A 24,864-nucleotide genomic window follows, 5' to 3' on the forward strand; every position below is an offset into this window, starting at 1 on the left:
CCGGATCCGAAGTATGAAGAAAACGATGAAGAATAAAAAATACGCCAAGCGGGATCTCGAAAGGGATCCCGTTTAGCGTATCTAATATTCAGTCTCGCGTATACCCGTCGATTGTTTGACACTTACGTTTTTCCTGCAAAATCTCTGAAAATCCCGTAACCGTATACAGCTGCGCTCAGCACAGAAAAGGTTTTACATAACAGAGAATTGCGATAAAATAACCGATATTGGATTTCTCGGGAGGCAGCCGCCCTTTTCTTATGGGAAAATGAGGCGCATGCTTGACACAAAAGGTCGGTTTTGATAAACTTGCCAAGTAAGAAATGGAAAGAAGAAGCCCCTTCTCACCTGATGCATACGGATGCATGGGTTAATGCCAGTTCGGAATCGATCAGAATTCGAAACCAGCAGGATTAGGGTGCGCTCTGCGCCCATTTTTTTATGGATTCATGAAAGGAAGGTATTCAATTATCAATAATCGAAAAGTAGCCCCGAACAACGTAAATGACGATCTGTTCAATGAAAAGATTCCTTTCCGGGAAGTGCTTGTCATCGACGCGAAAGGAAATCAGCTGGGAGTCAAATCCAAGCGCGAAGCGCTGGAACTCGCATATCGACAGAATCTCGATCTGCTCTGCGTAGCTCCCAAAGCTCGTCCAGCCGTCTGCAAAATTCTCGACTATGGCAAATACCATTTCGAGCAGCAGAAAAAAGAAAAGGAAGCCAAACGGAAACAGCACGTGGTGGAACTCAAATCCCTCCGTCTGTCGCCTGTCGTGGATACGCACGATTTTGAAACGAAACTCCGCCAGGCTCGTAAATGGATCGAGCAGGGGATGAAAGTCAAAATTGATATGAGATTCCGCGGACGTATGATGACCCGACAGGATGTCGGACGTCAGATTATGAACGACTTTCTCGATAAAGTGAAGGATATCGCCCTTGTAGAGAAAAAGCCTTCCCTGGAAGGAAACACTATGTCTCTCGTGCTGGCTCCTCAGAAGAAGAAGCCGGCAGCGCAAGCCAGCGAGCCGAAAGAGAAACCATAAAAGGAGGAGAAAATCATGCCAAAAATGAAAAGCCACAGAGGTCTGGCCAAACGTGTGAAAAAGACCGGATCGGGAAAACTGAAAAGACATCACGCTTATACTTCTCACCGTTTCCACGGCAAGACAAAAGATCAGAGACGTCATCTGGCCAAAGCCGGAATGGTTGACGCAACTGACTACAAGCGTATCAAAGACATGCTTGTGAAGTAATTGAGGATAACAGGAGGAGAATAGAATATGCCAAGAGTAAAAGGCGGAATTGTTTCCCGCAGAAGAAGAAAAAAAGTCCTTAAGCTTGCGAAAGGTTATTTTGGTAGCAAACACACTCTGTACAAAACCGCGAATGAGCAGGTAATGCACAGCTTCAAATACGCTTACAACGACCGTCGTAAACTGAAAGGCAACATGCGTAAGATCTGGATCGCTCGTATCAATGCGGCTGCACGTATGAACGATATTTCCTACTCCAGACTGATGCACGGCCTGAGACTGGCTAACATCGACATCAACCGCAAAATGCTGTCGGAAATGGCCATCCATGATGCAGAAGGCTTCGCTAAAGTAGTAGAAGAAGCTAAAGCTGCTCTCGCTTAATCGCAGAACGAAATCTCAAATTCAAGACGTCAAAGGAAATCATTCCTGAGACGTCTTTTTTGTTTGGAATGGTGAAAGCAGTGTAGGAGGAAAACCAGTTACGCGATGCTGGATGCGCTCCTATATAGGGTTCTTTCTCTGTATGGAATATTTCTCTTGCTCTGAGAGGAGTTCAAAGATAAGAGGGAGGAAACAGCCTTATCTGGACCAGGAAGGGCAGCTATACTACGTAAGCAGGGTGAGCTGCTCTGGTCGCACATCCAGAAGATTGACGGAATGGATCGGTTTAGCAAGTTCCTGAATTTCCTCTTCCAGAGATTGGAGATCCTCTGGCTTTCGCGTGGATATAGACAGCTCGTATGGCCAGTCGGCGGCAGGGAGGGGATCCAGGATGCATAAATTTCCGGAGCCGACACATGCGATGAAAGGATTTGAACCGGGCCTGGAATAAAAGCAATAGACGTTTCCAAGGTAGTCAACGGAATGAACCAGGCGAATCTCTCCAATTCCTCGCGCTTTCCATTTGACCGCCAGACGCAAAGCTTCTTCCAGAACGGCTTTCGGGGCTCCATTGTTCCAATAGGTGCGAAGAATCAGTATCACGTTTTCGATCTGGTTCTGATCTATGATGTGATCCAGCTCACGCAGACTCTCTACGGAAGCAGCATCGACCGCGATCGCCAGACCTCTGGATTTTGTTACTTCTTCGTCAAATTGCTCCCGGAATGTTTTCTTTGGCTTTTTTGCGGGCATGGTTGGAGTGTTTGTATATTGCAAAGCCATAGCGATACTCCTTTCTATCGTTCAGTCCGAAATTTCTCTATGCTGCTGGGCAGATGGATTGTGTACGCGAATCGGACTGCTTATATTTTTCTCCAGCTGCTGATCCGTAAGACATATCCGTTACAGGGTTATGCAGCAGAACATATCTTCAGTTTTGGCTGCAATACGAAAAAAATCAACTCCCTCCCTGGATTCCGCGAAAAACAGCTGCATCCAGAGAGACCAAATAAAAAAGCGGAATGAGATCCGCTTTTTGTACGCCAGTAAGGCATTAGAAATTGCTGAGAAGGGAAGCGCGCTTACTGCAGGCCAGCAGCTTCGAGCAGAGCCACATAATCCGGTTCGTTTGCGACTTCGGAGACGTATTCGTCATAGATGATCTTTCCGTTTTCGTCGACTACGAATGCTGCGCGGCAGAGCAGACCGTTCTCTTTCATCTTCGTGCCGGTCTTGGCACTGAAGTCTTCAAGATGGAAGTTCGAGAGCGTTTCGATCCGATCGTTTTCATGATCGCGGTTCCATCTGGCGAGCGCGAAGGGAAGATCCTGAGAGACGGAGATCACGCGGACCTCAGGTTTTCCATTCATGAAGTGAAGGAACTTGCCCAGCTCGAGCGAGCAGACGGGTGTATCGATGGATGGTACCGCAAGCACGATGGTCTTGCCAGACTTGCTCATGGGTTCAACTTCGTTGAAGTCGGCATCGAGCGCTTTGAATGACGGGAAGGTATCGCCGGTTTTGATCGGCGTGCCCTCGAGTGTAACCGGTTTAGAGCCAAAGGTAATCATAGATCCTCCTGTATTTAAAAATATAACTATTATATTTTCCCAGAAAATTGTATGAAAATCAGAAGATTGCCCTAATAAGTTGTGATTTCATAGAATTTTGTGTGGAATACAATCTTTAATGATTTAAATAATAAGCGTAAAATTAAGATTACAGCAAGCTGAATGTATAGTCACACGTATGAAAAGGTAAGCTCTTATTTTTGGGCAAATCATTTCATCTCTGCACTATAGTTCAGTATACTGTGGTTTTTAACGGCTCAGAAGAAGACCCTCCTCGCTCTTCTTGGCAAAAAAAGATAAAGGAATAAGGAAGTAACCGCTATGAACAAGATTCTCTCCAAAAAGGAATTCGAAATTATGATGACCATGTGGCAGCTGGATAAACCAGCTTCGTTCAGCGATATTCTTGAGGCGAACCCGAACCTGAACCGGAATACACTGCTCGCCGCCATCCGGCGTCTGATCAGTGAAGGAATTCTGCGCGTAGATGGTTTTGATTACCACAAGAATTCCCTGACACGCCTCTTCGTCCCCGTAGTATCGATGTACGACTATTTCGCACAGTTCATGAGTCCGACCCAGAAGGAAGGCATGATCGGCTATCTCAAGGAATCGCTCGAACCTGGTCAGGTTTCCGCGAAAGCGCAGAGATAAGGGCAGCCGCGAAATTCGTCCACATAAATTTCGGCCCAACCCCACACACTCAGAACCACGTGAATACACACAAAAACACCGGAACAATCCTGAAGGATCTGGCGCAGGCCAGATTCTAGGAGGGGATGCTCCGGTGTTTCCTTTTTTATACGTTAGTGTTTTTTGTGCCAGGTGATTTTAAGTCTGAGATTTCGCGCAGATCCGAACGATCCTTCGATCAGACATTGATCTCGGCATCGAGCTGTTCGGCTTCCGGATGCTTAGCGAGAATTGGATCGACGACGTTCTTGAAGAACTCTTCGGTCTGTTCCGGCGCACGTCCAACGTAGAGGGAAGGATTCATGCGGGCTTCGAGTTCGTCCATCGTCAGCGGGAAACGATCGTCTGCCGCAATGCGTTCGAGCAGATCGTTTTCACGGCCGAATTCCTTAACCTGACGAGCGGCTTCCATGGAATGAACACGGATAGCTTCGTGCAGTTCCTGACGGTCGCCTCCGGCTTTTACCGCATCCATCATGATGTTCTCGGTCGCCATGAACGGCAGCTCGCGGCGCAAGTCAGCTTCAACGACTTTCGGATAAACGACCAGACCGTCGGTGATGTTCAGGTAGAGGTCGAGAATGCCATCGGTGGCCAGGAACGCTTCGGCTACGGCGATGCGCTTGTTGGCGGAATCGTCGAGCGTACGTTCGAACCACTGTGTAGAAGCAGTAATAGCTGGGTTCATCGTATCCGCAAGAACGTAGTTGGCCAGGGCAGCCATGCGCTCGCTGCGCATCGGGTTGCGTTTGTAGGCCATGGCGGAAGAACCGATCTGACCTTTTTCAAAAGGCTCTTCCATTTCTTTCTTATGCTGGAGAAGACGCAGGTCATTGGAGAACTTGTGCGCGGACTGCGCTACGCCAGAGAGCGCCTGCAGCACGCGGGTATCGTATTTTCTCGGATAGGTTTGACCGCTTACCGCAAACCAGTCATCGTAGCCCATCTTCTTGCAGATCAGCTCATCGATGCGGGCGGCTTTTTTGGAATCGCCGTCAAACAGTTCCAGGAAGGAAGCCTGTGTACCGGTCGTTCCTTTCTGACCGAGCAGTTTCTTATGTTCGAGCAGCCAGGTGATCTCTTCGTAGTCCATGACGAGATCCTGGGCCCATAAGGAAGCGCGCTTGCCGATGGTCGTCGGCTGTGCGGGCTGGAAATGCGTAAAGGCAAGCGCCGGCATGTCCTTGTATTCCAGGGCGAATTTTTTAAGACGGGCAAGAACCGCCGCAATTTTGGCCTGAATGAGTTCGAGGCCTTCATGCATGACGATCAGATCCGTGTTGTCGCCGACGTAGCAGCTGGTAGCGCCCAGGTGAATGATTCCCTTGGCTTCCGGAGCCTGCAGACCGTAGGCGTAGACGTGAGACATGACGTCGTGGCGAACGATTTTCTCACGGGCCTTGGCATCTTCGTAGTTGATGTCCTTAGCGTGTTCTTTAAGCTGAGCGATCTGCTCATCGGTAATATCGAGACCGAGTTCCTGTTCGGCTTCGGCAAGAGCGATCCAGAGCTTTCTCCACGTCTGGAATTTCTTTTCTTCGGAAAAGAGATATTTCATTTCCGGCGATGCGTAGCGCTGGGAAAGCGGGGACTGGTATTCTGTATGGCTGCTCATTCGGCGTCAAACCCCATGCGTTTGAAGACTTCCTGATAAGCGCCTTCCGGATTGCCAAGGTCGCGGCGGAACGTATCCTTATCGAGATGTGCGCCGGTCTTCATATCCCAGTAGCGGCATGTATCCGGAGAGATTTCGTCGGCCAGAACGATCTGTCCGTCTTTTGTTTTACCGAATTCAAGTTTGAAGTCGATGAGTTCGATGCCGATGGAGGCAAAGAATTCTTTCAGCACTTCGTTGACCTGGAATGCGTACTTGGTGATGGTTTCGATTTCTTCCTCTGTTGCAGCTCCGATGGCGCGGGCCATGTAGGAGTTGATCAGCGGATCGCCCAGATCGTCGTCCTTGTAGCTGAATTCAAGGGTGGAACATTTCAGTTCGCTGCCTTCCGGGATGCCCAGACGCTTGGAGAACGAGCCGGCAGCTTTGTTGCGGATAATGACTTCGAGAGGGATGATATCCACTTTCTTTACAACCGTTTTGCGGTCGTCGATTTCTTCGACAAGATGAGTGGGAACGCCTTTGGTTTCCAGAATCTTCATCAGGTAGTTCGTCATGCGGTTGTTGATGGCGCCTTTGCCTTTGATCGTTCCTTTTTTCAGACCGTTGAACGCGGTCGCATCGTCCTTATAGTCGACGATGACCAGATCGGGATCCTCACAGGCATACACTTTTTTTGCTTTGCCCTCATAGAGCATTTCTTTTTCTTCCATAGTTCCTCCTTAACAAACGCCTACATTATAGCCGGCCCCCATCTTCTTTCAACCAAACCCTGTTTGGATTGGCCGGACCGTTTCCATTTTTCATTCATTTCCCATTACCCGCAAAGGAATGAAACGATTTCATGAAAGTTGTATGGAAAAATTTCAGTACGAAATTCAGTACGAAATTCAGTAAAAGACCGATGTGCCTTTCCTCTCTCTGCTATCCGGTTTTGCGCATTTGGAATCTGGCTTTGAAATATTGGTAAAGGAGGGAACAGGCGGCAAAACCGGTAAACCGCATCCATATGTGTTTTATGTCTATTCGATATTCTTTCCAGATTTTCGGATCTTCCCGATCACTTTCTGGATTTTCCCGATCTCTTCTGTGCCTTCTCTATATTCTGAACGGTATTTCTGAGCTGGTCTTTAAAACCTTTTGCAGGATGTCTGGTATACGGCCTGTTCCAGGAATGGCGTACGGCCGATTCAGCCGGTTCACAAAAAAATCGCCCGTCTGGGCCAATGGAAGTGCTGCGGCTTCTGTCGAATCTTTTCTGAGGGTGTCGATAAAGCGGAGGTGTCCGGGAAGAAAACCGGTGTGGAAAGAAAAACGCACGGCTATGAAAATATTTTCATAAAAAACGTAAGCGGTATATTTTTGGATCAAATGTAGGGATTTCAGTTTTTTTGCCCGAATTCTCCCTGTTTTGCCGGCTGGCCCAATCAGATGCCGTTGAAAAGAATTTTCCTTTTGCATACCATAACCTCGCAAGGGGGTCACCCCATGCGGCTTTTGGAGGATTAAGGTTATGGTCATGACTTTAGTGAACAAAAGTAAAAACGAAAACGCTATTTTCAGCATGCCGCTCAAACAAACCCGGCATGCTTTTTCATTGCCCACAGGGGCGGGAGGAAATGTATGAACGATAAAAAAGTCCTGGTTGTCATGGGAAGCCGTTCGGATCTGCCTGTCATGCAGGCGTGTCTGGATCAGCTCAAGGCACTGGAAATCCCGTACGAAGTCCGCGTACTTTCTGCACATCGTACGCCGGATGCGGTTCTCGAGCTGTCGCGCACAGCGGCTGAGAAGGGAATTCAGGTCATTATTGCTGCTGCAGGCGGTGCCGCGCATTTAGCCGGCGTACTCGCCAGCTCGACCATTCTGCCGGTCATCGGCATTCCGATGCAGACTTCGGCATTAGGCGGCATGGACTCGCTGCTGTCCACCGTTCAGATGCCGGCCGGCGTTCCGGTTGCTACGGTTGCCATCGGTAAAGCCGGGGCGAAAAACGCGGCTGTGCTCGCTGGACAGATGCTGGCGCTGGCCGATCCGAAAATGGCCGAAATCATCACCCGCTTCAAGGAAGAGCAGAAAGCCACTGTGCTCGCTGGATCCGTTCTGGAGGAAGAATAAAGAAATGAATACCCGCCGATTTATTCGCAAAAAACCGGCTTTTCAGGTCGAAAGCCGGTCGCTGGAAGAAACGCTGCGCACCGATCTCGGTCTGCGCGACGATTTCCATCTCGATCAGTACGTCATTTACGACATTTTCAATGCCGATGACGACGATCTCGCCCTTCTCGAAGGTCAGGTTATTGCTGAACCGGCAATCGACGAAGTGCTCGATCATGTCGATACCGAAGGCAAGTACACGCTGGCCATGGAATATCTGCCCGGTCAGTATGACCAGCGTGCCGATTCCGCCATGCAGTGTCTGATGCTGCTCAACAGCCGTCAGGATGTACGCATTCACTCCGGAACGCTGCTCGTCATGGAAAACCTCGACGACAAGCAGGCAGAAGAAATTGAAGCCTACATGATCAACCCGGTCGAAGCCCGCAGGAAGAACATGGATGTGCTCGATGACTCCCAGAGCATCGACATTCAGGACGTACCGACCGTTGAAGGCTTTACCAAAATGAGCGAAGAAGAACTCGAGGGTCTGCGCGAATCGCTTGGTCTGGCCATGTCGCTCGAAGATCTCGTTTTCGTTCAGTCCTATTTTAAAGAGGAGGAAAAACGCGATCCGTCCCTGACGGAAATCCGCGTTCTTGATACGTACTGGTCCGATCATTGCCGCCATACGACATTTGAAACCATTCTTCAGTCGGTCGATTTCAAAAACGATACGTTTGGAAAACAGATTGAAGACGCGTGGAACCAGTATCTGGATCTGCGTGCCGAAACCGGACGGGAAGAAAAGCCGATTACGCTGATGGATCTCGCTACCATCGCCGGCCGTACGCTGCGCAAGCGCGGCAAGCTCGACGATCAGGAAGTGAGCGATGAAATCAACGCCTGCTCCATTGAAATCGAAGTCGACGTCAACGGAACGAAACAGCCCTGGCTGCTCATGTTCAAAAACGAAACCCATAACCACCCGACCGAAATCGAACCGTTCGGCGGCGCCAGCACCTGCATCGGCGGCGCGATCCGCGACCCGCTCTCCGGACGCAGCTACGTTTATCAGGCCGTCCGCATTACCGGTGCCGGCGATGTTACCGCACCGCTTGCTGATACGCTCGAACACAAGCTGCCGCAGTCCAAAATTTCCAAAACCGCGGCCAAAGGCTATTCCTCCTACGGAAACCAGATCGGTCTGGCGACCACCTACGTTGAAGAACTGTTTGATCCCGGCTATACCGCCAAGCGCATGGAAGTCGGCGGTGTCATCGGTGCCGCCCCGAAAAATCATGTCAAACGCGAAAAGCCGCAGCCGGGCGATGTGATCATTTACATCGGCGGCGCAACCGGGCGCGACGGCATCGGCGGCGCGACCGGATCTTCCAAAGAACACAATGACCAGTCTCTGGATACATGCTCGTCCGAAGTACAGAAGGGCAACGCGCTTATGGAGCGCAAGCTGCAGCGTCTGTTTTCCAATCCGGATGCGACCCGTCTGATCAAGAAAGCCAATGACTTTGGCGCCGGCGGTGTTTCCGTCGCAGTCGGCGAACTGGCTGACGGCCTCGATATTGATCTCGATGCGGTACCTGTAAAATACGCCGGCCTCGACGGCACAGAACTGGCGATTTCCGAAAGTCAGGAGCGCATGGCCGTCTGCATTGCTGCCGAAGATAAAGAAGCCTTCCTGAAAGAATGCGAAAAGGAAAACCTGAACGCCGTTCAGGTCGCCACCGTAACCGATACAAACCGCCTCGTTATGAAATGGCGAGGCGATACGATCGTCGATCTCGACCGTTCCTTCCTCGATACCAACGGTGTCCGTCAGAAAGTTGATGTCACCATTCTCGAAGGCGAAAGCGAATGCAATCCATTCGTTTCCAGTGAGAAAACGCTTGATGAAGCGCTCGCCGAAGACAATACCGCAAACCAGCGCGGTCTTTCCGAAATGTTCGATGCTTCGATCGGCAAGAGCACCGTGCTCATGCCGTTTGGCGGAAAGACGCAGCACACTCCGGAAATCGGTTCCGTACAGAAACTGCCGGTACGCGGATTTACGACAACGTGCTCAGCGATGACCTACGGTTTTGATCCGAAGCTTTCCCGCTTCTCGCCATGGCTTGGCGCGCAGTACTCCGTTGTCGAAGCCCTCGCCCGTCTGAGCGCGCTCGGCTTTGATCCGCTCACTGCCCGTCTGTCCAATCAGGAATACTTTGAACGTCTCGGTTTCGATCCAGACAAATGGGGCTATCCGCTGCAGGCGCTGCTCGGTCTGGTCAAAGCCGAAATGGAATTTGAAACGCCGGCCATCGGCGGCAAGGACTCGATGAGCGGTACGTTCAACGATATTCACGTTCCGCCCACGCTGATCACATTCGCCACAGCCGTTACCGATACCGATCATGTGATCTCTTCCGCCTTTAAGGAGCCGGGTCATCTGATTTATCTGGTTCGTCATATTCCTGAAAAGGACGGCAGCCCGAACTACGAACAGCTCAAGCACAATTTCGCCTCCATTCAGGAAGAAAACGAAAACGGCCATATCGCTGCAGCCCGCATCGTCAAGGATGGCGGTGTCGGGGCCGCTCTGGCGATCATGGCGTTTGGCAACGAAATCGGCGTCAATGCCAGTGTCGACGATCCGTTTGGATTTGGCATCGGCTCGATTGTTGTCGAAACGACGGAAGACATCGACCGCGACAACTGGATTCTTTTAGGCCATACGACCAAAGCCCAGGACATCACGCTCAATGAAAAAACGGAAAGCCTCGCGCAGGCCTATGCCGCCTGGAGCGAACGCTACGCCCGTCTCTATCCGACTGAAGCGCCCGCCAGAACAGAAAAAGACGCACAGAAAGCCAAAGCCGTTTCAACCTATTCTTCTGAGAAGCGCTATTCCAAAGTGAAATACGATAAACCGCTCGTTGTCATTCCGGTCTTCCCAGGACAGAACTGCGAATTCGATACCGCGGAAAAATTCCGCCGCGCCGGTGCGGAAGTGCAGACGATCGTCTTCAACAACCTGGATGTCGATCACATTAACGAATCGATCGACATGCTGGCCAAAGCCATTGAAAAGGCGCAGATCTTCATGATCGTCGGCGGCTTCTCGCTGGCCGATGAACCGGACGGCTCCGGCAAGTTCATCGTTTCCGTTCTCAAAAACGAAAAAATCAAAAACGCGCTCGATACGATGCGTGCCAGCGAAGGTCTGATTCTCGGCATCTGCAACGGATTCCAGGCGCTCGTCAAATCCGGTCTGCTTCCGTTTGGCGATCTGAACAAAAACGGCGAAGAGCTCGCTACGCTTTTCCGCAACGACATCAACCGCCACGTTTCCCGCGTTGCGCGCACCCGCATCACCTCGAATAATTCTCCGTGGCTGCAGGATTTCGATGCCGGCGACACGTTCTCGATCGTGCTCAGCCATGGCGAAGGCAAATTCATGGCCGACCCTGAACTGCTGCAGGAGATGATCGACAACCACCAGATCGCGACGCAGTACGTTGATGAAAACGGCGAACCGTCCATGAATGTGGAAGACAACCTCAACGGATCAATGCTCGCCATCGAAGGCGTCCTTTCCAAAGACGGCATGATCTTCGGAAAGATGGGCCACAGCGAACGCTACGAACCGGGTCTGTTCCAGAACATTTCCGGAAACCGCGATCAGGACATCTTCGCCAGCGGCGTCCGGTTCTTCACCCATAAGGAAAAAGACTAGCCCTCCGCTGCAAACCTCGCTTGCGATAATCCACATAAAAAATAGAAAGAAAAGCTGCTGTCCTGCAGATTGCAGAATGCGTGCCTGTCCGATTTGAACCCGGATATCCGACATCGCAAACTGCGATCCCTGGCCGGCGGCTGGCCTGCCCTCCTGTCCGGCTGACCAAAGCGATCCATCCGAGCGATCGTCTTCTGGAGGAAATCCCGGACAGAGTAACCAGAAAAATTTCAACAACGAAACATTCCTTCCTCACGGAATAAAGAAAGGAAAATGAAAATGGCTGATCAATATAAAGAAGCCGGCGTCGATCTCGAAGCTGGCTACGACAGTGTCCGCCGCATCAAATCCCATGTTGCCCGCACGAAAGTGCCTGGCGCCATGGATTCCATCGGTGCGTTTGGCGGCATGTTTGACTTAAAGGCAGCCGGGTTCAAGGACCCGGTGCTCGTATCCGGAACCGACGGCGTTGGCACCAAGCTGATGATGGCCTTCGAAATGGATAAGCACGACACCATCGGCATCGATGCGGTTGCGATGTGCGTCAACGACGTACTCGTCCAGCAGGCGTCCCCGCTGTTCTTCCTCGACTACATCGCGGTAGGCAAAAACTATCCGGAAGTCATCGAAAGCATCGTCAAGGGCGTAGCCGACGGCTGTGAGCTTTCCGACTGCGCGCTGATCGGCGGCGAAACCGCCGAAATGCCGGACATGTATGACATTCATCATTACGACATTGCCGGCTTCTGCGTCGGCGCAGCCGATCGTGAAAACCTGCTGACCAATACGAAAGTCAAAGCCGGCGATATCCTGATCGGACTGCCGTCTTCCGGCATTCACTCCAACGGCTTCTCGCTCGTTCGTAAAGTGCTGTTCAAGGACAACCACCTCGATCCGCACGAAAGCTTTGAAGAACTGGGCGGAAGAAAGCTCGGCGACGTACTTCTGGAACCGACCCGCATTTACGTCAAGCCGGTCAAGGCGCTCTTTGGCAAAGCGGATCTGCACGGCATGGCTCACATTACCGGCGGCGGATTCTTTGAAAACATTCCGAGAATGCTTCCCGAAGGCCTTGGCGTTTCCATCGATCTCAATTCGTTTGAACGTCCGGCCATCTTTGACTTCATTGCGAAGCGCTCGACCATTTCCGAGCAGGAACTGTACAACGTCTTCAACATGGGCATCGGCTTTGTGATCGCCGCTCCAGAAGAAGAAAAGGACAAAATTCTTTCCATCCTGGCTGAGCACGATCAGCCGGCGTATGAGATCGGCGAAGTGACGGATTCCGGAAAGGTTGAACTCCACCGATGAACGCCGTCGTGTTCGCTTCCGGATCGGGCACAAACTTTGAAGCCCTGATGGAAGCACAGAAGGACGGCCGCCTCGATGTGAAAATCGACGCGCTGTTTTGCGACAAGCCCGGCGCCTATGCGCTCGAGCGCGCGAAAAACTGGAATCTGCCGTCCAAATGCATCGCCTTAAAGGACTGCGAAAATAAAGCCGACTACGAACGACAGATTTTAGACTGGCTCAAAACGTACAATCCGGATCTGCTCATTTTGTCCGGCTACATGAAAATCGTCTCCGATACGCTGCTAGGCGCATATAAAGGCCGCATCGTCAATCTGCATCCGGCGCTGCTTCCCAGTTTCAAAGGGGCGCACGCCATTCAGGATGCCTATGAAGCCAAAGCGAAAGTGACCGGCGTTACGGTGCACTTCATTGATGAAGGCGTCGATACCGGTCCGGTGATCTTGCAGAAGGAAGTGCCGGTCAATCCAGACTGGTCCTTGGAAGAGCTGGAAACCGCCGTGCACGCTGCGGAATACGAGACGTTTTATAAAGGCATTAACGAGGCCGTAAAGATTCTTTCGGCAAAAGACTGAGTCTTCGAATAGAAATTCACAAAAATTCAGGACAGAAGCGACTGTCCTGAACAGAGATTGATTCGAGAAAAATAAAGGAGAAAAAAATGAAACGAGCACTGATCAGCGTTTCGGACAAAACCGGTCTGACCGATTTTGCCCAGGGATTAAAAGATCTTGGCTACGAGATCATTTCCACCGGTGGAACCCGTCGGACTCTTGAAAATGCGGGCATCGAAACCATTTCGATTTCCGATGTCACCGGCTTTCCGGAAATTATGGACGGCCGTGTTAAAACCCTGCATCCCGCCGTTCACGGCGCCCTGCTTTGCGTACGCGACAATCCGGAACATGTCAAAGCCATCCGCGATCTTGGCATTGAAGACATCGATTTAGTCTGCGTCAATCTGTACCCCTTTAAGGAAACGGTACAGAAAGAAGGCGTAAGCCATGCCGAAATCATCGAAAACATCGACATCGGCGGTCCAAGCATGCTGCGCTCCGCATCCAAGAACTACCGCTTCATTCCGGTTCTCTGCGATCCAGCCGACTACGACAAAGTTCTCAATGAACTGAAGGAAAACGGCGAAACGACGCTCGATACCCGTGAAAAGCTCGCGGCCAAAGTATTCCGTCACACTGCACGCTACGATGCGATGATCGCTGACTACCTGACTTCACGTACCGGTGAAGAATTCCCGGAAAGCATGACGATCACCTTCGATAAAGTGCAGGATCTGCGCTACGGCGAAAACCCGCACCAGAAGGCCGCCTTCTACAAAGGCATGAAGCCGCAGTATTCGCTGGCCAACGCGAAACAGCTGCACGGCAAGGAACTTTCCTACAACAACATCCAGGACGGTAACGCAGCCATCGAAGTTCTCAAGGATTTCGAAGGCCAGAAAGCGGCAGTCGGCCTGAAACATATGAACCCCTGCGGTGTCGGCATCGGCGCCACGATCAACGAAGCGTGGGATAAAGCCTACGATGCGGACCCGGTTTCCATCTTCGGCGGCATTGTCGCGCTCAACGACGTAGTCGATGCGGAACTTGCAGACAAACTGTCCAAAATCTTCCTGGAAATCATCATTGCACCGGGCTTTACGGATGAAGCCATGGAAATTCTGACTCGCAAGAAAAACATCCGTCTGCTTGAACTCGACACCACCCTCGAGCCCAGCAACACCCTCAAGTACACGAACGTCAACGACGGTCTGCTCGTTCAGGAAATGGATACCCATCGCCTGCGCGTTGAAGATCTGACATGCCCGACAACCCGTAAACCGACCGAAGAAGAACTCGAACAGCTCCTCTTTGGCTGGAACATCGTAAAGCACGTGAAATCCAACGCGATCGTTCTCGTCAAGGACAACCAGACGATCGGCGTCGGTGCCGGACAGATGAACCGTGTCGGCGCGGCGAAAATCGCCATCGAACAGGCCGGCGAAAAGGCGAAAGGTTCCGTTATGGCTTCCGATGCCTTCTTCCCGATGCCCGATACCGTGGAAGAAGCGGTAAAAGCCGGCGTGACCGCCATCATTCAGCCGGGCGGATCCATCAAGGATCAGCTGAGCATCGACGAATGCAACCAGCACGGCATCGCGATGGTCTTCACCGGCATCCGTCACTTCAAGCACTAATCTTTACTCAACTTAGGATTCACAAAGACAGACCGGGCCAGACGAGGATTTGATCGCGGCCTGCTGCCTTTACCATTTACACAGGGAACTGAAGCGTTCAGCTCCCTGTGTCTCTCATTCTGGCCGTCTTCCATCGTCTTTCCGGACAAATTTCCAAAGCGAAACCGGGAGAAAACCAGAGGTGAGAAGAGAGTCTCCAGAACAGAGTGTCTGATCTGAATGAAAACCAGACCGTCCCGCGTTCTGGCGGAGCGGTTAAAATGAAAACTTATCTGCAGTTTCTGCAGATCCTGCTAATATGAGGTGATTTTATGAAAGTACTCGTCATTGGAACCGGCGGAAGAGAGCACGCGCTCGCTCTGGCCGCTTCCAAATCGCCGCTTTGCGAAAAACTGTACTGCGCACCGGGCAATCCGGGCATGGGACAGATCGGCGAAAACGTGAACATCAAAGCCGATGACGTAAAAGGACTCGCGGACTTTGCGCAAAATAACGGCATCGATCTGACCATTGTCGGCCCCGAAAATACGCTGGCTGCCGGCCTGGCGGATGAATTCCTCGCCCGCAATCTCAAAGTGTTTGGACCGACCCAGGGCGCAGCCCAGGTGGAATCGTCCAAGGACTTTGCCAAGTCGCTGATGAAAAAATACGATATCCCGACAGCGGCGTACGAAACGTTCCACGATCTTGAATCCGCGAAAGCCTACGTGCTCGAACACGGCGCCCCAATCGTCATTAAGGAAAACGGTCTGAAAGCCGGCAAAGGCGTGACCGTAGCCATGAATATCGAAGATGCGCTTGAAGCGCTGGAGATCGCCTTTGCGATCGAAGACAATGCAGTCGTTATTGAAGACTATCTCGAAGGCTTTGAGTTTTCCCTGATCGCCCTGGTTAACGGCGATCTCGTCGTTCCGCTCGAATGCGCGCAGGACCACAAGCGCGTAGGCGACAACGATACCGGTCCGAACACCGGCGGCATGGGCAGCTATTCTCCGGTCCGCAAAATTACGCCGGAGCTCGTCAACACCACGATGGAAGCGATCATGAAGCCGATGGCCAAAGCGCTGCAGGCCGAAGGCGTTCCGTTTACCGGCTTTCTGTACGGCGGTCTGATGGTTACCGAAGACGGCATCAAGACAATCGAATTCAACGCCCGCTTCGGCGATCCGGAAGCCGAAGTCATTCTCTGCCGCCTGGAAAGCGACTTCCTTCAGGCGATTCTCGATGTTATGGATGGCAGAAAACCGGAACTGAAATGGACCGACAAAACGAGCCATGGTGTCGTTCTGGCCTCCACCGGCTATCCGGCTTCGTCCACCAAAGGCGCCTTGATTGAAGGCCTCGAAGATACCGATTCTCTGATTTACCACATGGGAACGAAAGGAGAAGACGGAAACCTGTACACCAACGGCGGCCGCGTACTCATGCTCGTCAACCTCGCGGATACGCTCGAAGAGGCCATGGAAAAAACGTACGCGGACTTGAAACATGTGAAATCCGATGCGCTGTTCTATCGAAACGATATCGGAAGAAAGGATCTGGACTAATGGCTAAAAGCGATCTGGAAATTGCACAGGAATGCGTCCTGGAACCGATTGATGTCATTGCCGCAAAAGCGGACATCGATCTCGATGCAATTGAACCGTATGGAAAAACGAAAGGAAAAATCGATCTGAATACGCTCGATCTTTCCCAAAATAAAGACGGCAAGCTCATTCTCGTTACCGCCATCAACCCGACGAAAGCCGGCGAAGGCAAATCCACCACGACCGTCGGTCTTGGCGATGCCCTCAATCGTTTAGGCAAGAAAACGATGATCGCCCTGCGCGAACCGTCCTTAGGTCCGGTTTTCGGTCTGAAAGGCGGCGCGGCTGGCGGCGGCTATGCTCAGGTTGTTCCAATGGAAGATCTGAACCTGCACTTTACCGGCGACATGCATGCGATCACGACCGCGAACAACCTGCTTTGCGCGATGATCGACAACCATATGTATCAGGGCAACGAACTCGATCTCGACAAGGATCGCATTACGTTCAAGCGCTGCCTCGACATGAATGACCGCACCCTGCGCGAAATTGAAATCGGCATGGGTTCCAAAGTCAACGGCATCGAACGCAAGGACGGTTTCAACATTACTGTTGCCTCCGAAATCATGGCCGCGCTCTGTCTGGCGGACGATCTGATGGATCTGAAAAAGCGCTTTGGCGACATGCTCATCGGCTTCAACCATTCCGGCGATCCGGTCTATGTCCGTGATCTGAAGTGTGAAGGCGCCATGGCTATGGTCATGAAAGACGCCGTGAAGCCAAACCTCGTACAGACGCTCGAACACAACCCGGTTCTCGTTCATGGCGGCCCGTTCGCGAATATCGCTCACGGATGCAACTCCGTTATCGCAACGAAAACGGCGCTGAAACTGGCTGATTACGTCGTAACCGAAGCCGGATTTGGCGCGGATCTCGGCGCGGAAAAGTTCCTCGATATCAAGTGCCGTCTGGCCGATCTTCATCCAAACGCCGTTGTTCTTGTTGCTACGATCCGTGCTCTTAAGCAGCATGGCGGCGTAGCCTTTGAAGATCTCAAGGAAGAAAACATTCCGGCTATGCTGGAAGGCTGTGCCAACCTGGCTAAGCACATCGACACGATCCATCAGTTTGGACTGCCGTGCATTGTCGCCATCAACCAGTTCGAATCCGATACGCCGGCTGAAATTGCGGCACTCGAAGCATGGTGCAACGAAAACGGTCATCCGCTCTCCCTTTCCCAGGTATGGGCCAAAGGCGGCGAAGGCGCGCTCGATCTGGCCGAAAAGGTAGTGGATCTCTGCGATCAGGAAAACGACTTCCACGTACTTTACGACGAAAAGGATTCGATCGAAAACAAGATCACGACCATCGCACAAAAAGTGTATGGCGCCGATCATGTCGAATTCACCGACGAAGCCAAAGCGCAGATCGAAGAATTCAAGAAATACGGCTGGGACAAGCTGCCCGTCTGCATGGCCAAGACGCAGATGTCTCTGACCGACGATCCTAAACGCATGGGCGCACCGAAAGGCTTTGCTATTACCGTGCGTGAGTTGCGTCCGTCTCTGGGCGCCGGATTTGTGGTTGCTCTGACGGGCAAGGTTCTGACGATGCCGGGTTTGCCGCCGCATCCAAGCGCGCTCGATATGGACATCGACGAAAACGGCAAGATCAAAGGGCTGTTCTAAGCCAAATAATTCTCGCAGCCTAACGAAGATACGAAACTGGATCGAGGAAACCGATCCTCGATGAAATCGATCTTCGAAGGGACCAAGAATTCAAATTCAATACGCAAAAAGAAAATGCAGTTTCGACGGACGCAAAATCCGCGAAACTGCATTTTTTCGTTTGGAAGAAAACCTGCCTCACTCAATCGCCAGCTCGGTTTCGGTCGCTTCGATTTCGTCTTCGAGGGTATCGTTTCCTTCTTCGTACTTACCGTGTTTAAACCAGGGCCCATTGCGGTAAAAGAGCAGGGAAAGAACGGCACCGGCCGACCAGCCAAACGGCCACGCCAGCCAGATGCCGGTTGAACCGAGAGCGGTGGCGGAAAGAATGAGTGCCAGACCGACGCGCAAAATCAGATCCGCAAACGTGGAAATCATGAATTTTCCCATCTGGCCCGCTCCGCGTAAAATGCCGTCGGCGACGAGCTTGGCGGAAACGATGAAGTAGAACGGAGAAAGAATGCGTAAAATTTCGATGCCCGTCTGCATCGCTTCGCCGTTTGGATGCTGGAGAAAGAGCAGAAGCAGCCGGTCGCCGATGAAAAAGTACGCCAGAAAGAGGGGAAGGCAGATGCCCCAGACTAGACGAAGCCCGGCGTTGAAGCCGGCGCGAATGCGATGAAGCTTGTTTGCGCCGATGTTTTGCGCCGTATAGTTGGAAATACCGTTGGCAAGCGTCGTCAGAGAGGTGATGACCAGATTGTTCAGCTTGATCGAAGCGCTGTAGCCGGCCATGACACTGGCGCCAAACCCGTTGATCGCGCCCTGAATCACGATGTTGCCGACCGAAATGAAGCTTTGCTGGAGGATGCTTGGAATGGCGATGACGGAAATCTGCTGAAGAATGCGCCAGGAAAAGAAGGGGGCTTTTCCCGAATGAGGAAGTGTATGAAGCCGCTTGAAGACATATACAATGGCGAGCACGCAGCTGACACCCTGGCAGATCAGCGTCGCCCAGGCCACACCGGCTACGCCCATGTCAAAGGCCGTTACAGACAAAATATCGACGGCGATGTTGCTTAAGGAAGAACCGGCCAGAAAAAGAAACGGCGTTTTGGAATCGCCCAGCGCCGAGAAAATGCCGGTCGCAACATTGTAGTAAAAGACAAAGGGAAGACTCAGGCAGTAAATGTCGAGATACACCATGGAATCGGCCATGACGCTTTGCGGCGTGTTGATCAGCTCGAGCAGAAACTGACAGCCGACAAAACCGATCAGCATGAGTACCGCACAAAGCACGCCGCTGGCGGCAATCGTTGTCGTGACAGCCGTTTTTAAATCCCGGTACTGCTTCGAGCCGAACAGACGGGAGACGACGACCGAGCAGCCGATATTGCATCCGAACGCGAACGCGATGAAAATGAGCGTGATTTCGTAGCTGTTGCCGACTGCGGCCAGCGCGTTTTCGCCAATAAATCGTCCGGCGACAAAACTGTCGGCGATATTGTAAAGCTGCTGAAACAGAATGCTTCCAAACAGGGGAAGACAGAACTGCCAGAGCACTTTCGACGGTTTTCCGACCGTCAGATCCTTGTTCATACGTTTCAATTCCTTTCTTTCCATACCTTTCTTAAAGGATTTTTCAAACCCGTTACTCATTATCCAGAAGAAAAGCCATATGTAAAATATTGTATTGATATTCAAGCCATATCAAATTGATATGGTTTATGAAATAGAAAGCCAGTCGGGAGAAAAAAGCCATGACCAAAAGAAACCCAGACGTTCAGAACCGTCTGAAAAAAGAAAAAAATGCGGTGAATTTTGAGTATTATCGGATTTTTTACTGCGTCGCCAGATATTCCAGTCTGACCAGAGCGGCTGAACATCTTTTCAGCAATCAGCCAAACGTTTCGCGCGTCATAAAATCGCTCGAACAAAGTCTTGGATGCGATCTTTTTATCCGCTTTCATAAAGGCGTAAAACTCACCCCCGAGGGAGAACGGCTGTATGCGCATGTCAGAATTGCGATGGAACACATTCAGGCAGCCCAGAACGAACTGCAGGAAATGAGCGCGCTGCAAGCCGGCGCCGTTTCGATTGCGGCCAGCGAAGTGGCCCTTCGCTGTCTGCTCCTTCCGGTTTTAAATGCCTTTCGCTCGCGCTATCCGCAAATCCAGATTCGAATTTCTAATCATACGACGCCGCAGGCACTGTCCGCCTTAGAAAACGGATTCGCGGATCTGGCGGTCATCACCAGCCCATGCCATCCGGCCAGTCAGATCGAATGGGTCCGTCTGCGCGACTTTCAGGACTGTGCCGTCTGTTCGAAAAAACTGGCCAGATCGATCGAACAGCCGCTTTCTATTTCGGATCTGAGCCAGATGCCTCTCATTGTACTGGGCAGCGAGACGGCTACCCGGCAGTTTTACGAAGAGGTGTTTGCCCAATACGATCTGCATCTGAATCCCGATATTGAAGTGGCGGCAACCGATCAGATTTTGCCGGTGGTGCGCAATCATCTTGGCGTCGGCTTTGTGCCGCAGGAATTTCTTAGCGAAGAGGCACAGACGGGAGATCTCTGTACGCTCTCGCTGGTCGAAACGATTCCGCCGCGCTCCATTTATCTGGCCAGAAACCGGGATGTCCCGATGAGTCGGGCCGCCAGGGCTCTCGAAAAAATGATTCTGGATCTGCGCGAATAAACAAATATTCATGATGTGAAAAATAAAAACGAATGGATGCATTTGAACCTTCCGATTCAGTTTTTGTCTCATTTCATCAGATTTCCCAGGGATTGTGAAAAAGTTGTTCCATTAGTGTTACCATGGCCATAACTTATACCGAATCTATATAAATACACCGACAGACTGAACCAGACGGCTTGCGTTCTTTTTCGATTCGAACGTACGATTTGGATTTGTATTTGTCACAGCTTTGGATTTGGGGAAAGAAGGCAGAAGGGCAATCCTGCCGCCTTTCTGAGAAGCAAAATTATGAACAGGAGAAAAAGAGATGAAACGCAGTAAAACCCTGAGCGCTGTATTGAGCGCATCGCTTTGCGCCCTGCTGCCGGCAGCTCCAATTCTGGCTGCAGAATCCGACGTGGATACGCGTCCGGCAGAAACGGTGAACCAGATTGGCTCCAGCCGCCGTGCCAGAACGAAAAACACCTTCGAGTTTATTCGCCCGAAAACGTTTGAAAAGGAAACCCGCGAGGGCAGTGACATTCTGCTCGAACGGCTCCCGCTTTCCGAACGCAAAAAAGCCAGCTGGATCGATGACCGCACGACAGTCAGCGATACGACACAGTTTCCGTACAATGCCATCTGCAAGCTGTACATGACCTTTGAAAACGCCCATGGCGAAGAAGAATACTTTGTGGGCAGCGGCTACATGGTTTCCCCGACCGAAATGATGACATGCGCCCATTGCCTGTTTGCCCGACCGGAAGAAGGCGGCTATGGTATTGTAACCCGTCTGGTTGTGGAGCCGGCGGTCAATGGAGACTTTTATCCGTTCGCCCGCTACGATTCCGACGAGGAAGTCTCCCGCTATTCGATGCCCGCGCTGTATCAGGATCCGTCCACGAGTGAAGAAGACTCCTTCATTTACGATTTTGCGCTCGTGCAGTTTCCTTCGCCGCTGACCGACGGATCCTTTATCCGTTTGAATTCCCCATCGGGAACAGGTCCCGTTCACGTGTCCGGCTATCCTGCAGAAGTTCGAGGCGTTTCCAATGAGACAAACCAGTATGAAGACTGGGGAACCTATTCGTACATGGACGGCCCGTTCCTGGAACATGACACATCCGCCAGCGGCGGACAGAGCGGTTCGCCAATGCTCAATCGCCGCGATGAAGCCGTAGGCGTATACGGCTACAGCTACGAAGATCGGATCACCGGTGAACAGTCCGGAATCGGCGGCGGTGTGGCGATGACGCTGTCCGTTCTCGATTATGCGGACCATGCTTTAGAAAACGAAGACGGCACGGGGGATAACTTCATTGAAACGCCGGTTTACCGCGTATACAATCCAAACTCCGGCGAACACCTCTATACGAAGAGCGCCAACGAAACCGCGTTCCTTTCCCGCGTCGGCTGGACGTATGAAGGGGTTGCCTGGAGAAATGCGGAAGGCGAAAATCTCACCGAAGTATACCGTCTCTACAACCCGAATGTCGGCGACCATCATTACACGGTCGATCAGAATGAAGCCAGGTTCCTCGTTTCTGTCGGCTGGAGAAACGAAGGCGTAATCTGGAGTGCTCCGCAGGCCAGCGACGCGTTCCAGAACGTATATCGTCTGTATAACCCGAACGCAAGAACCGGCGCACACCATTTCACCACCGATCAGAACGAATACAGCTTCCTTTCCAATAACGGATGGAAAGCTGAAGGCAAAGCGTTCGACGCCAGGTAAGCTTTCCCAGAATTTCCGTTCTTTTCGGAAGATTCCTGCTTTCCACCCGAAAAACAGCGAGCTCAGACCCAGTCGGTCCGGGCTCGTTTTTCATTCTGGAAAGAACAGCCAGTCCGACTCGTGTACGGTACCTGAGCCGCGTTTTGAAAACCTTCCGGAATTCGGATTTCTGAGTGTTGAAAACGAGTATACGAATTCCTCTCGCTAAGATAAAAGAACAGAGCGTAATCATTTGCAGGTTCGTACTGCGGCTTTGTATAGGGGATAAGAAAGAAGCGAGATGAGAAAATGATTCAGTATTTTAAAACGTCAGGATCCGGAACGCTGGAAGAAATCGATCAGCCGGTTCGCGGATGCTGGATCAGCGTAGTGAGCCCGACTCAAGTAGAAAAACAGCGCCTTCTGGATGAGTTCCTTATTCTTCCGGAGTTTTTGCGCGCGGCTTTAGATGAAGAAGAATCGTCCTATATCGACCGTTCTGAAGACGACAATCAGACGCTGGTCATTATTGACTATCCCGAAAAGGATCAGACGACACGCAAAAGCATTGAAACGTATATCACGCTGCCGATGGGCGTCGTCCTGCTCGACAAAATGATCATGACGATTTCGACGCGGGAAAACTCGACGATTGAATCCCTGATTCAGGGAAAGGTGAAAGATCTCGATACCCGTTATAAAACGCGGTTTCTTCTGCAGCTCATCCTTCTGATTTCACAGGAGTATTTAAGCGCGCTGCGTCTGATCGACCGCTTCAGCAACCAGACGGAACAGAAGCTGTATAAGCACATGAGTAATTCGAATCTGATCGACATGCTCGTTCTTGAAAAGAGTCTGATCTATTTTTCGACATCCTTAAAAGCGCTCGAGCAGACGCTGCGGCGCATTCTTCGATCGCGACAGATTCCGATGTATGAATCCGATCGCGGCCTTCTCGATGATGTTCTGATCGAGGTTAAGCAGGGCATTGAAATGTGCGAGATTTACTCGGATGTCATGGATCGCAGCGCGGACGGCTTTACCAACGTCATCAACAACAACATGAACATCATCATGAAGCGGCTGACCGTGATCACGCTCGTCCTGTCCATCCCGAATATGGTCTACGGCTTTTACGGCATGAATGTTACAGGCCTGCCCTGGCCGATGGCCTGGGTACCGCTGCTCATTTCGATTCTTCTCTGCCTGTTTGCGTGGCTCTATTTCCGTCACAATTCCAGCTATAAATGAGTCCGGCATTTTCATGAATTTATGCCGTTAAAAAAGGGAAGTCCTTCTGGGCTTCCCTTCGTGCGTTTATCGTCTTTTTCGTGGTGTGAAATCGTTCGATCCAAAGTTTCAGAGAGGGCGATTTCTGTATCGCAACCGGACGGCTTTTTTACTGTGCAGCCTTTTCCATGTCCAGTTTCTGATCCTGATAGAGAGAATTCGAAAGAATTTCCGTTTTTTCCCCGGCAAACGCCTTTGCGGCGTCCAGATCGTCCTGCAGCTGCGCCATCAGCCAGGCGGTGACGTATCCGTCCGCTTTATACAGGATGTCCCCGTGCGGCGTATCGACACGGCGCATCATGACTTTCTGTCCGGGAAGTTTTGCATAAATTTCTTCAAGCTGCTCCTTGTTTACGACAGGATCATCGCCTCCGCCTGCACCGCTGATGAGCAGAGTCGGAATAGGAACCAGAGATGGATCGTACGCCCATTCGAGATTTTCCGCCAGTTCCAGATTGGTCGGCGAAAGCGCGACGATCGTTTTGAAAACGTCATGATGAGGCTGAACGCTCGCCGCATTCATGGCGCCGACACCGCCCTGGGAATGACCGACCGCGCCGATCCGGTCGAAATCGACTTTGTGATAAAAGACGCTGTTCTGATCGCCGATCTTTTCGTTTTCGTCCAGCCGCTCCAGATGACGCAGGGCCATTTCAGCGCTACATCCATTCCACGAATACGCTTCTTCGCTGCCGATGACGATAAATCCCCAGGAGGCGTAATGTTGCGCGATCGCCGCATAACGGGAAAGCGGTACGCCCGTCCCGTTACAAAGAACGACAACCGGCCAGGTACGATCGCTCGTTTCCAGTTCTGCGGGATAGAAAATTTCGTATTTTGAAAAGTTCTGCAGGGCGTGATCTTCCTGCTTTTTCACCGCATACGGGCCATTTTTCATGTATTTGGATTCAATGACGCCTTCGACCTGTGCTTGAATAGTCTGCAGGAACGGCACGGCGCGTCTGCAGCCATTTAAAGCTCATCGCAAGCACAAGGCCAAGGACGATCAGCACGATCAGGACAATCGAAAGAATTTTCCAGTAATTTCTCATAGCTTCTCCACAATATTTTTTCCTATCCTATCACTATCCAAAAGAGAGTCTTCTTCCATAACGAAAGAGAA

General features: G+C 51.5%; 22 protein-coding genes. 14 read left to right on the forward strand and 8 right to left on the reverse strand.

What is annotated here, in order from left to right:
• Window positions 1-449 precede the first annotated feature (449 nt).
• From infC to rplT, 3 genes are read left to right on the forward strand one after another with little or no spacing between them, the layout of a single operon-like run.
• The gene (gene infC / locus Afil_RS06885) at window positions 450-1,049 is read left to right on the forward strand and encodes a translation initiation factor IF-3 (RefSeq protein WP_230267834.1); all 600 of its coding nucleotides are present in this window, start codon (window positions 450-452) and stop codon (window positions 1,047-1,049) included.
• A 15-nt stretch (window positions 1,050-1,064) separates the two neighbouring features.
• Window positions 1,065-1,259 (forward strand): 50S ribosomal protein L35, encoded by a 195-nt coding sequence (gene rpmI / locus Afil_RS06890; protein ID WP_230267835.1) that lies wholly within the window; start codon window positions 1,065-1,067, stop codon window positions 1,257-1,259.
• 27 nt (window positions 1,260-1,286) lie between these two features.
• Window positions 1,287-1,643 (forward strand): 50S ribosomal protein L20, encoded by a 357-nt coding sequence (gene rplT / locus Afil_RS06895; protein ID WP_230267836.1) that lies wholly within the window; start codon window positions 1,287-1,289, stop codon window positions 1,641-1,643.
• A gap of 225 nt (window positions 1,644-1,868) precedes the next feature.
• Here the strand turns inward: rplT and Afil_RS06900 are convergent, their stop codons facing one another.
• Together Afil_RS06900 and tpx are read right to left on the reverse strand one after the other, a co-directional pair.
• Complete coding sequence (locus Afil_RS06900) at window positions 1,869-2,426, reverse strand: restriction endonuclease PLD domain-containing protein (protein WP_230267837.1); 558 nt, start codon at window positions 2,424-2,426, stop codon at window positions 1,869-1,871.
• A 299-nt stretch (window positions 2,427-2,725) separates the two neighbouring features.
• The gene (gene tpx, locus Afil_RS06905; RefSeq protein WP_230267838.1) at window positions 2,726-3,214 is read right to left on the reverse strand and encodes a thiol peroxidase; all 489 of its coding nucleotides are present in this window, start codon (window positions 3,212-3,214) and stop codon (window positions 2,726-2,728) included.
• 321 nt (window positions 3,215-3,535) lie between these two features.
• Between tpx and Afil_RS06910 the strand changes: the two genes are divergently transcribed.
• Entirely contained in the window at window positions 3,536-3,868 is a 333-nt protein-coding gene (locus Afil_RS06910) for a hypothetical protein (protein WP_230267839.1), read from the forward strand.
• A gap of 217 nt (window positions 3,869-4,085) precedes the next feature.
• Here the strand turns inward: Afil_RS06910 and purB are convergent, their stop codons facing one another.
• From purB to Afil_RS06925, 3 genes are all read right to left on the reverse strand, one after another.
• Entirely contained in the window at window positions 4,086-5,522 is a 1,437-nt protein-coding gene (gene purB, locus Afil_RS06915) for an adenylosuccinate lyase (RefSeq protein ID WP_230267840.1), read from the reverse strand.
• The gene (purC, locus tag Afil_RS06920; protein ID WP_230267841.1) at window positions 5,519-6,235 is read right to left on the reverse strand and encodes a phosphoribosylaminoimidazolesuccinocarboxamide synthase; all 717 of its coding nucleotides are present in this window, start codon (window positions 6,233-6,235) and stop codon (window positions 5,519-5,521) included. Before purC ends, purB begins: the two co-directional genes overlap by 4 nt.
• 385 nt (window positions 6,236-6,620) lie before the next feature.
• On the reverse strand, window positions 6,621-7,043 hold the full coding sequence (locus Afil_RS06925) for a hypothetical protein (protein ID WP_230267842.1): 423 nt from the start codon (window positions 7,041-7,043) through the stop codon (window positions 6,621-6,623).
• Window positions 7,044-7,145: 102 nt separating this feature from the next.
• Here Afil_RS06925 and purE point away from each other — a divergent pair, with 102 nt between their 5' ends.
• The 7 genes from purE to Afil_RS06960 all read left to right on the forward strand — a co-directional run bounded on the left by purE (window position 7,146) and on the right by Afil_RS06960 (window position 18,074).
• Window positions 7,146-7,640: a 5-(carboxyamino)imidazole ribonucleotide mutase gene (gene purE / locus Afil_RS06930; protein WP_230267843.1), complete on the forward strand. Its 495-nt coding sequence runs from the start codon at window positions 7,146-7,148 to the stop codon at window positions 7,638-7,640.
• Between the two features lie 4 nt (window positions 7,641-7,644).
• Window positions 7,645-11,355: a phosphoribosylformylglycinamidine synthase gene (locus tag Afil_RS06935; RefSeq protein ID WP_230267844.1), complete on the forward strand. Its 3,711-nt coding sequence runs from the start codon at window positions 7,645-7,647 to the stop codon at window positions 11,353-11,355.
• 279 nt (window positions 11,356-11,634) lie between these two features.
• A complete protein-coding gene (purM, locus tag Afil_RS06940; RefSeq protein ID WP_230267845.1) occupies window positions 11,635-12,666 on the forward strand; it encodes a phosphoribosylformylglycinamidine cyclo-ligase in 1,032 nt (343 codons plus the stop codon).
• Complete coding sequence (gene purN / locus Afil_RS06945) at window positions 12,663-13,241, forward strand: phosphoribosylglycinamide formyltransferase (RefSeq protein WP_230267846.1); 579 nt, start codon at window positions 12,663-12,665, stop codon at window positions 13,239-13,241. The genes purM and purN overlap by 4 nt, the downstream gene beginning before the upstream one ends.
• An 86-nt stretch (window positions 13,242-13,327) precedes the next feature.
• Complete coding sequence (gene purH / locus Afil_RS06950; protein WP_230267847.1) at window positions 13,328-14,860, forward strand: bifunctional phosphoribosylaminoimidazolecarboxamide formyltransferase/IMP cyclohydrolase; 1,533 nt, start codon at window positions 13,328-13,330, stop codon at window positions 14,858-14,860.
• Between the two features lie 311 nt (window positions 14,861-15,171).
• Window positions 15,172-16,407, forward strand: a complete 1,236-nt coding sequence (gene purD / locus Afil_RS06955; protein WP_230267848.1) for a phosphoribosylamine--glycine ligase — start codon at window positions 15,172-15,174, stop codon at window positions 16,405-16,407.
• Window positions 16,407-18,074 (forward strand): formate--tetrahydrofolate ligase, encoded by a 1,668-nt coding sequence (locus Afil_RS06960; RefSeq protein ID WP_230267849.1) that lies wholly within the window; start codon window positions 16,407-16,409, stop codon window positions 18,072-18,074. The genes purD and Afil_RS06960 overlap by 1 nt, the downstream gene beginning before the upstream one ends.
• 177 nt (window positions 18,075-18,251) lie before the next feature.
• Here Afil_RS06960 and Afil_RS06965 read toward each other — a convergent pair whose 3' ends face one another.
• Window positions 18,252-19,652 carry an MATE family efflux transporter gene (locus Afil_RS06965; protein WP_230267850.1) on the reverse strand — a complete coding sequence of 467 codons (1,401 nt, stop codon included), beginning with the start codon at window positions 19,650-19,652 and terminating at the stop codon, window positions 18,252-18,254.
• A 161-nt stretch (window positions 19,653-19,813) separates the two neighbouring features.
• On the opposite strand from Afil_RS06965, the gene Afil_RS06970 reads away from it, so the two are divergent.
• The 3 genes from Afil_RS06970 to Afil_RS06980 all read left to right on the forward strand — a co-directional run bounded on the left by Afil_RS06970 (window position 19,814) and on the right by Afil_RS06980 (window position 23,702).
• Window positions 19,814-20,755, forward strand: coding sequence for a LysR family transcriptional regulator (locus Afil_RS06970; protein WP_230267851.1), 942 nt, complete (start codon window positions 19,814-19,816; stop codon window positions 20,753-20,755).
• Window positions 20,756-21,065: 310 nt separating this feature from the next.
• Window positions 21,066-22,472 (forward strand): trypsin-like peptidase domain-containing protein, encoded by a 1,407-nt coding sequence (locus tag Afil_RS06975; protein WP_230267852.1) that lies wholly within the window; start codon window positions 21,066-21,068, stop codon window positions 22,470-22,472.
• 288 nt (window positions 22,473-22,760) lie between these two features.
• The gene (locus Afil_RS06980; RefSeq protein WP_230267853.1) at window positions 22,761-23,702 is read left to right on the forward strand and encodes a magnesium transporter CorA family protein; all 942 of its coding nucleotides are present in this window, start codon (window positions 22,761-22,763) and stop codon (window positions 23,700-23,702) included.
• Between the two features lie 148 nt (window positions 23,703-23,850).
• On the opposite strand, the gene Afil_RS06985 is transcribed toward Afil_RS06980, so the two are convergent.
• Window positions 23,851-24,639 carry a poly(ethylene terephthalate) hydrolase family protein gene (locus tag Afil_RS06985; RefSeq protein ID WP_230267854.1) on the reverse strand — a complete coding sequence of 263 codons (789 nt, stop codon included), beginning with the start codon at window positions 24,637-24,639 and terminating at the stop codon, window positions 23,851-23,853.
• A gap of 10 nt (window positions 24,640-24,649) precedes the next feature.
• Window positions 24,650-24,793 (reverse strand): hypothetical protein, encoded by a 144-nt coding sequence (locus tag Afil_RS06990; protein ID WP_230267855.1) that lies wholly within the window; start codon window positions 24,791-24,793, stop codon window positions 24,650-24,652.
• Window positions 24,794-24,864: the final 71 nt, after the last annotated feature.

The organism is Allobaculum fili (genome assembly GCF_020969955.1).
Classification (GTDB): domain Bacteria; phylum Bacillota_I; class Bacilli_A; order Erysipelotrichales; family Erysipelotrichaceae; genus Allobaculum; species Allobaculum fili.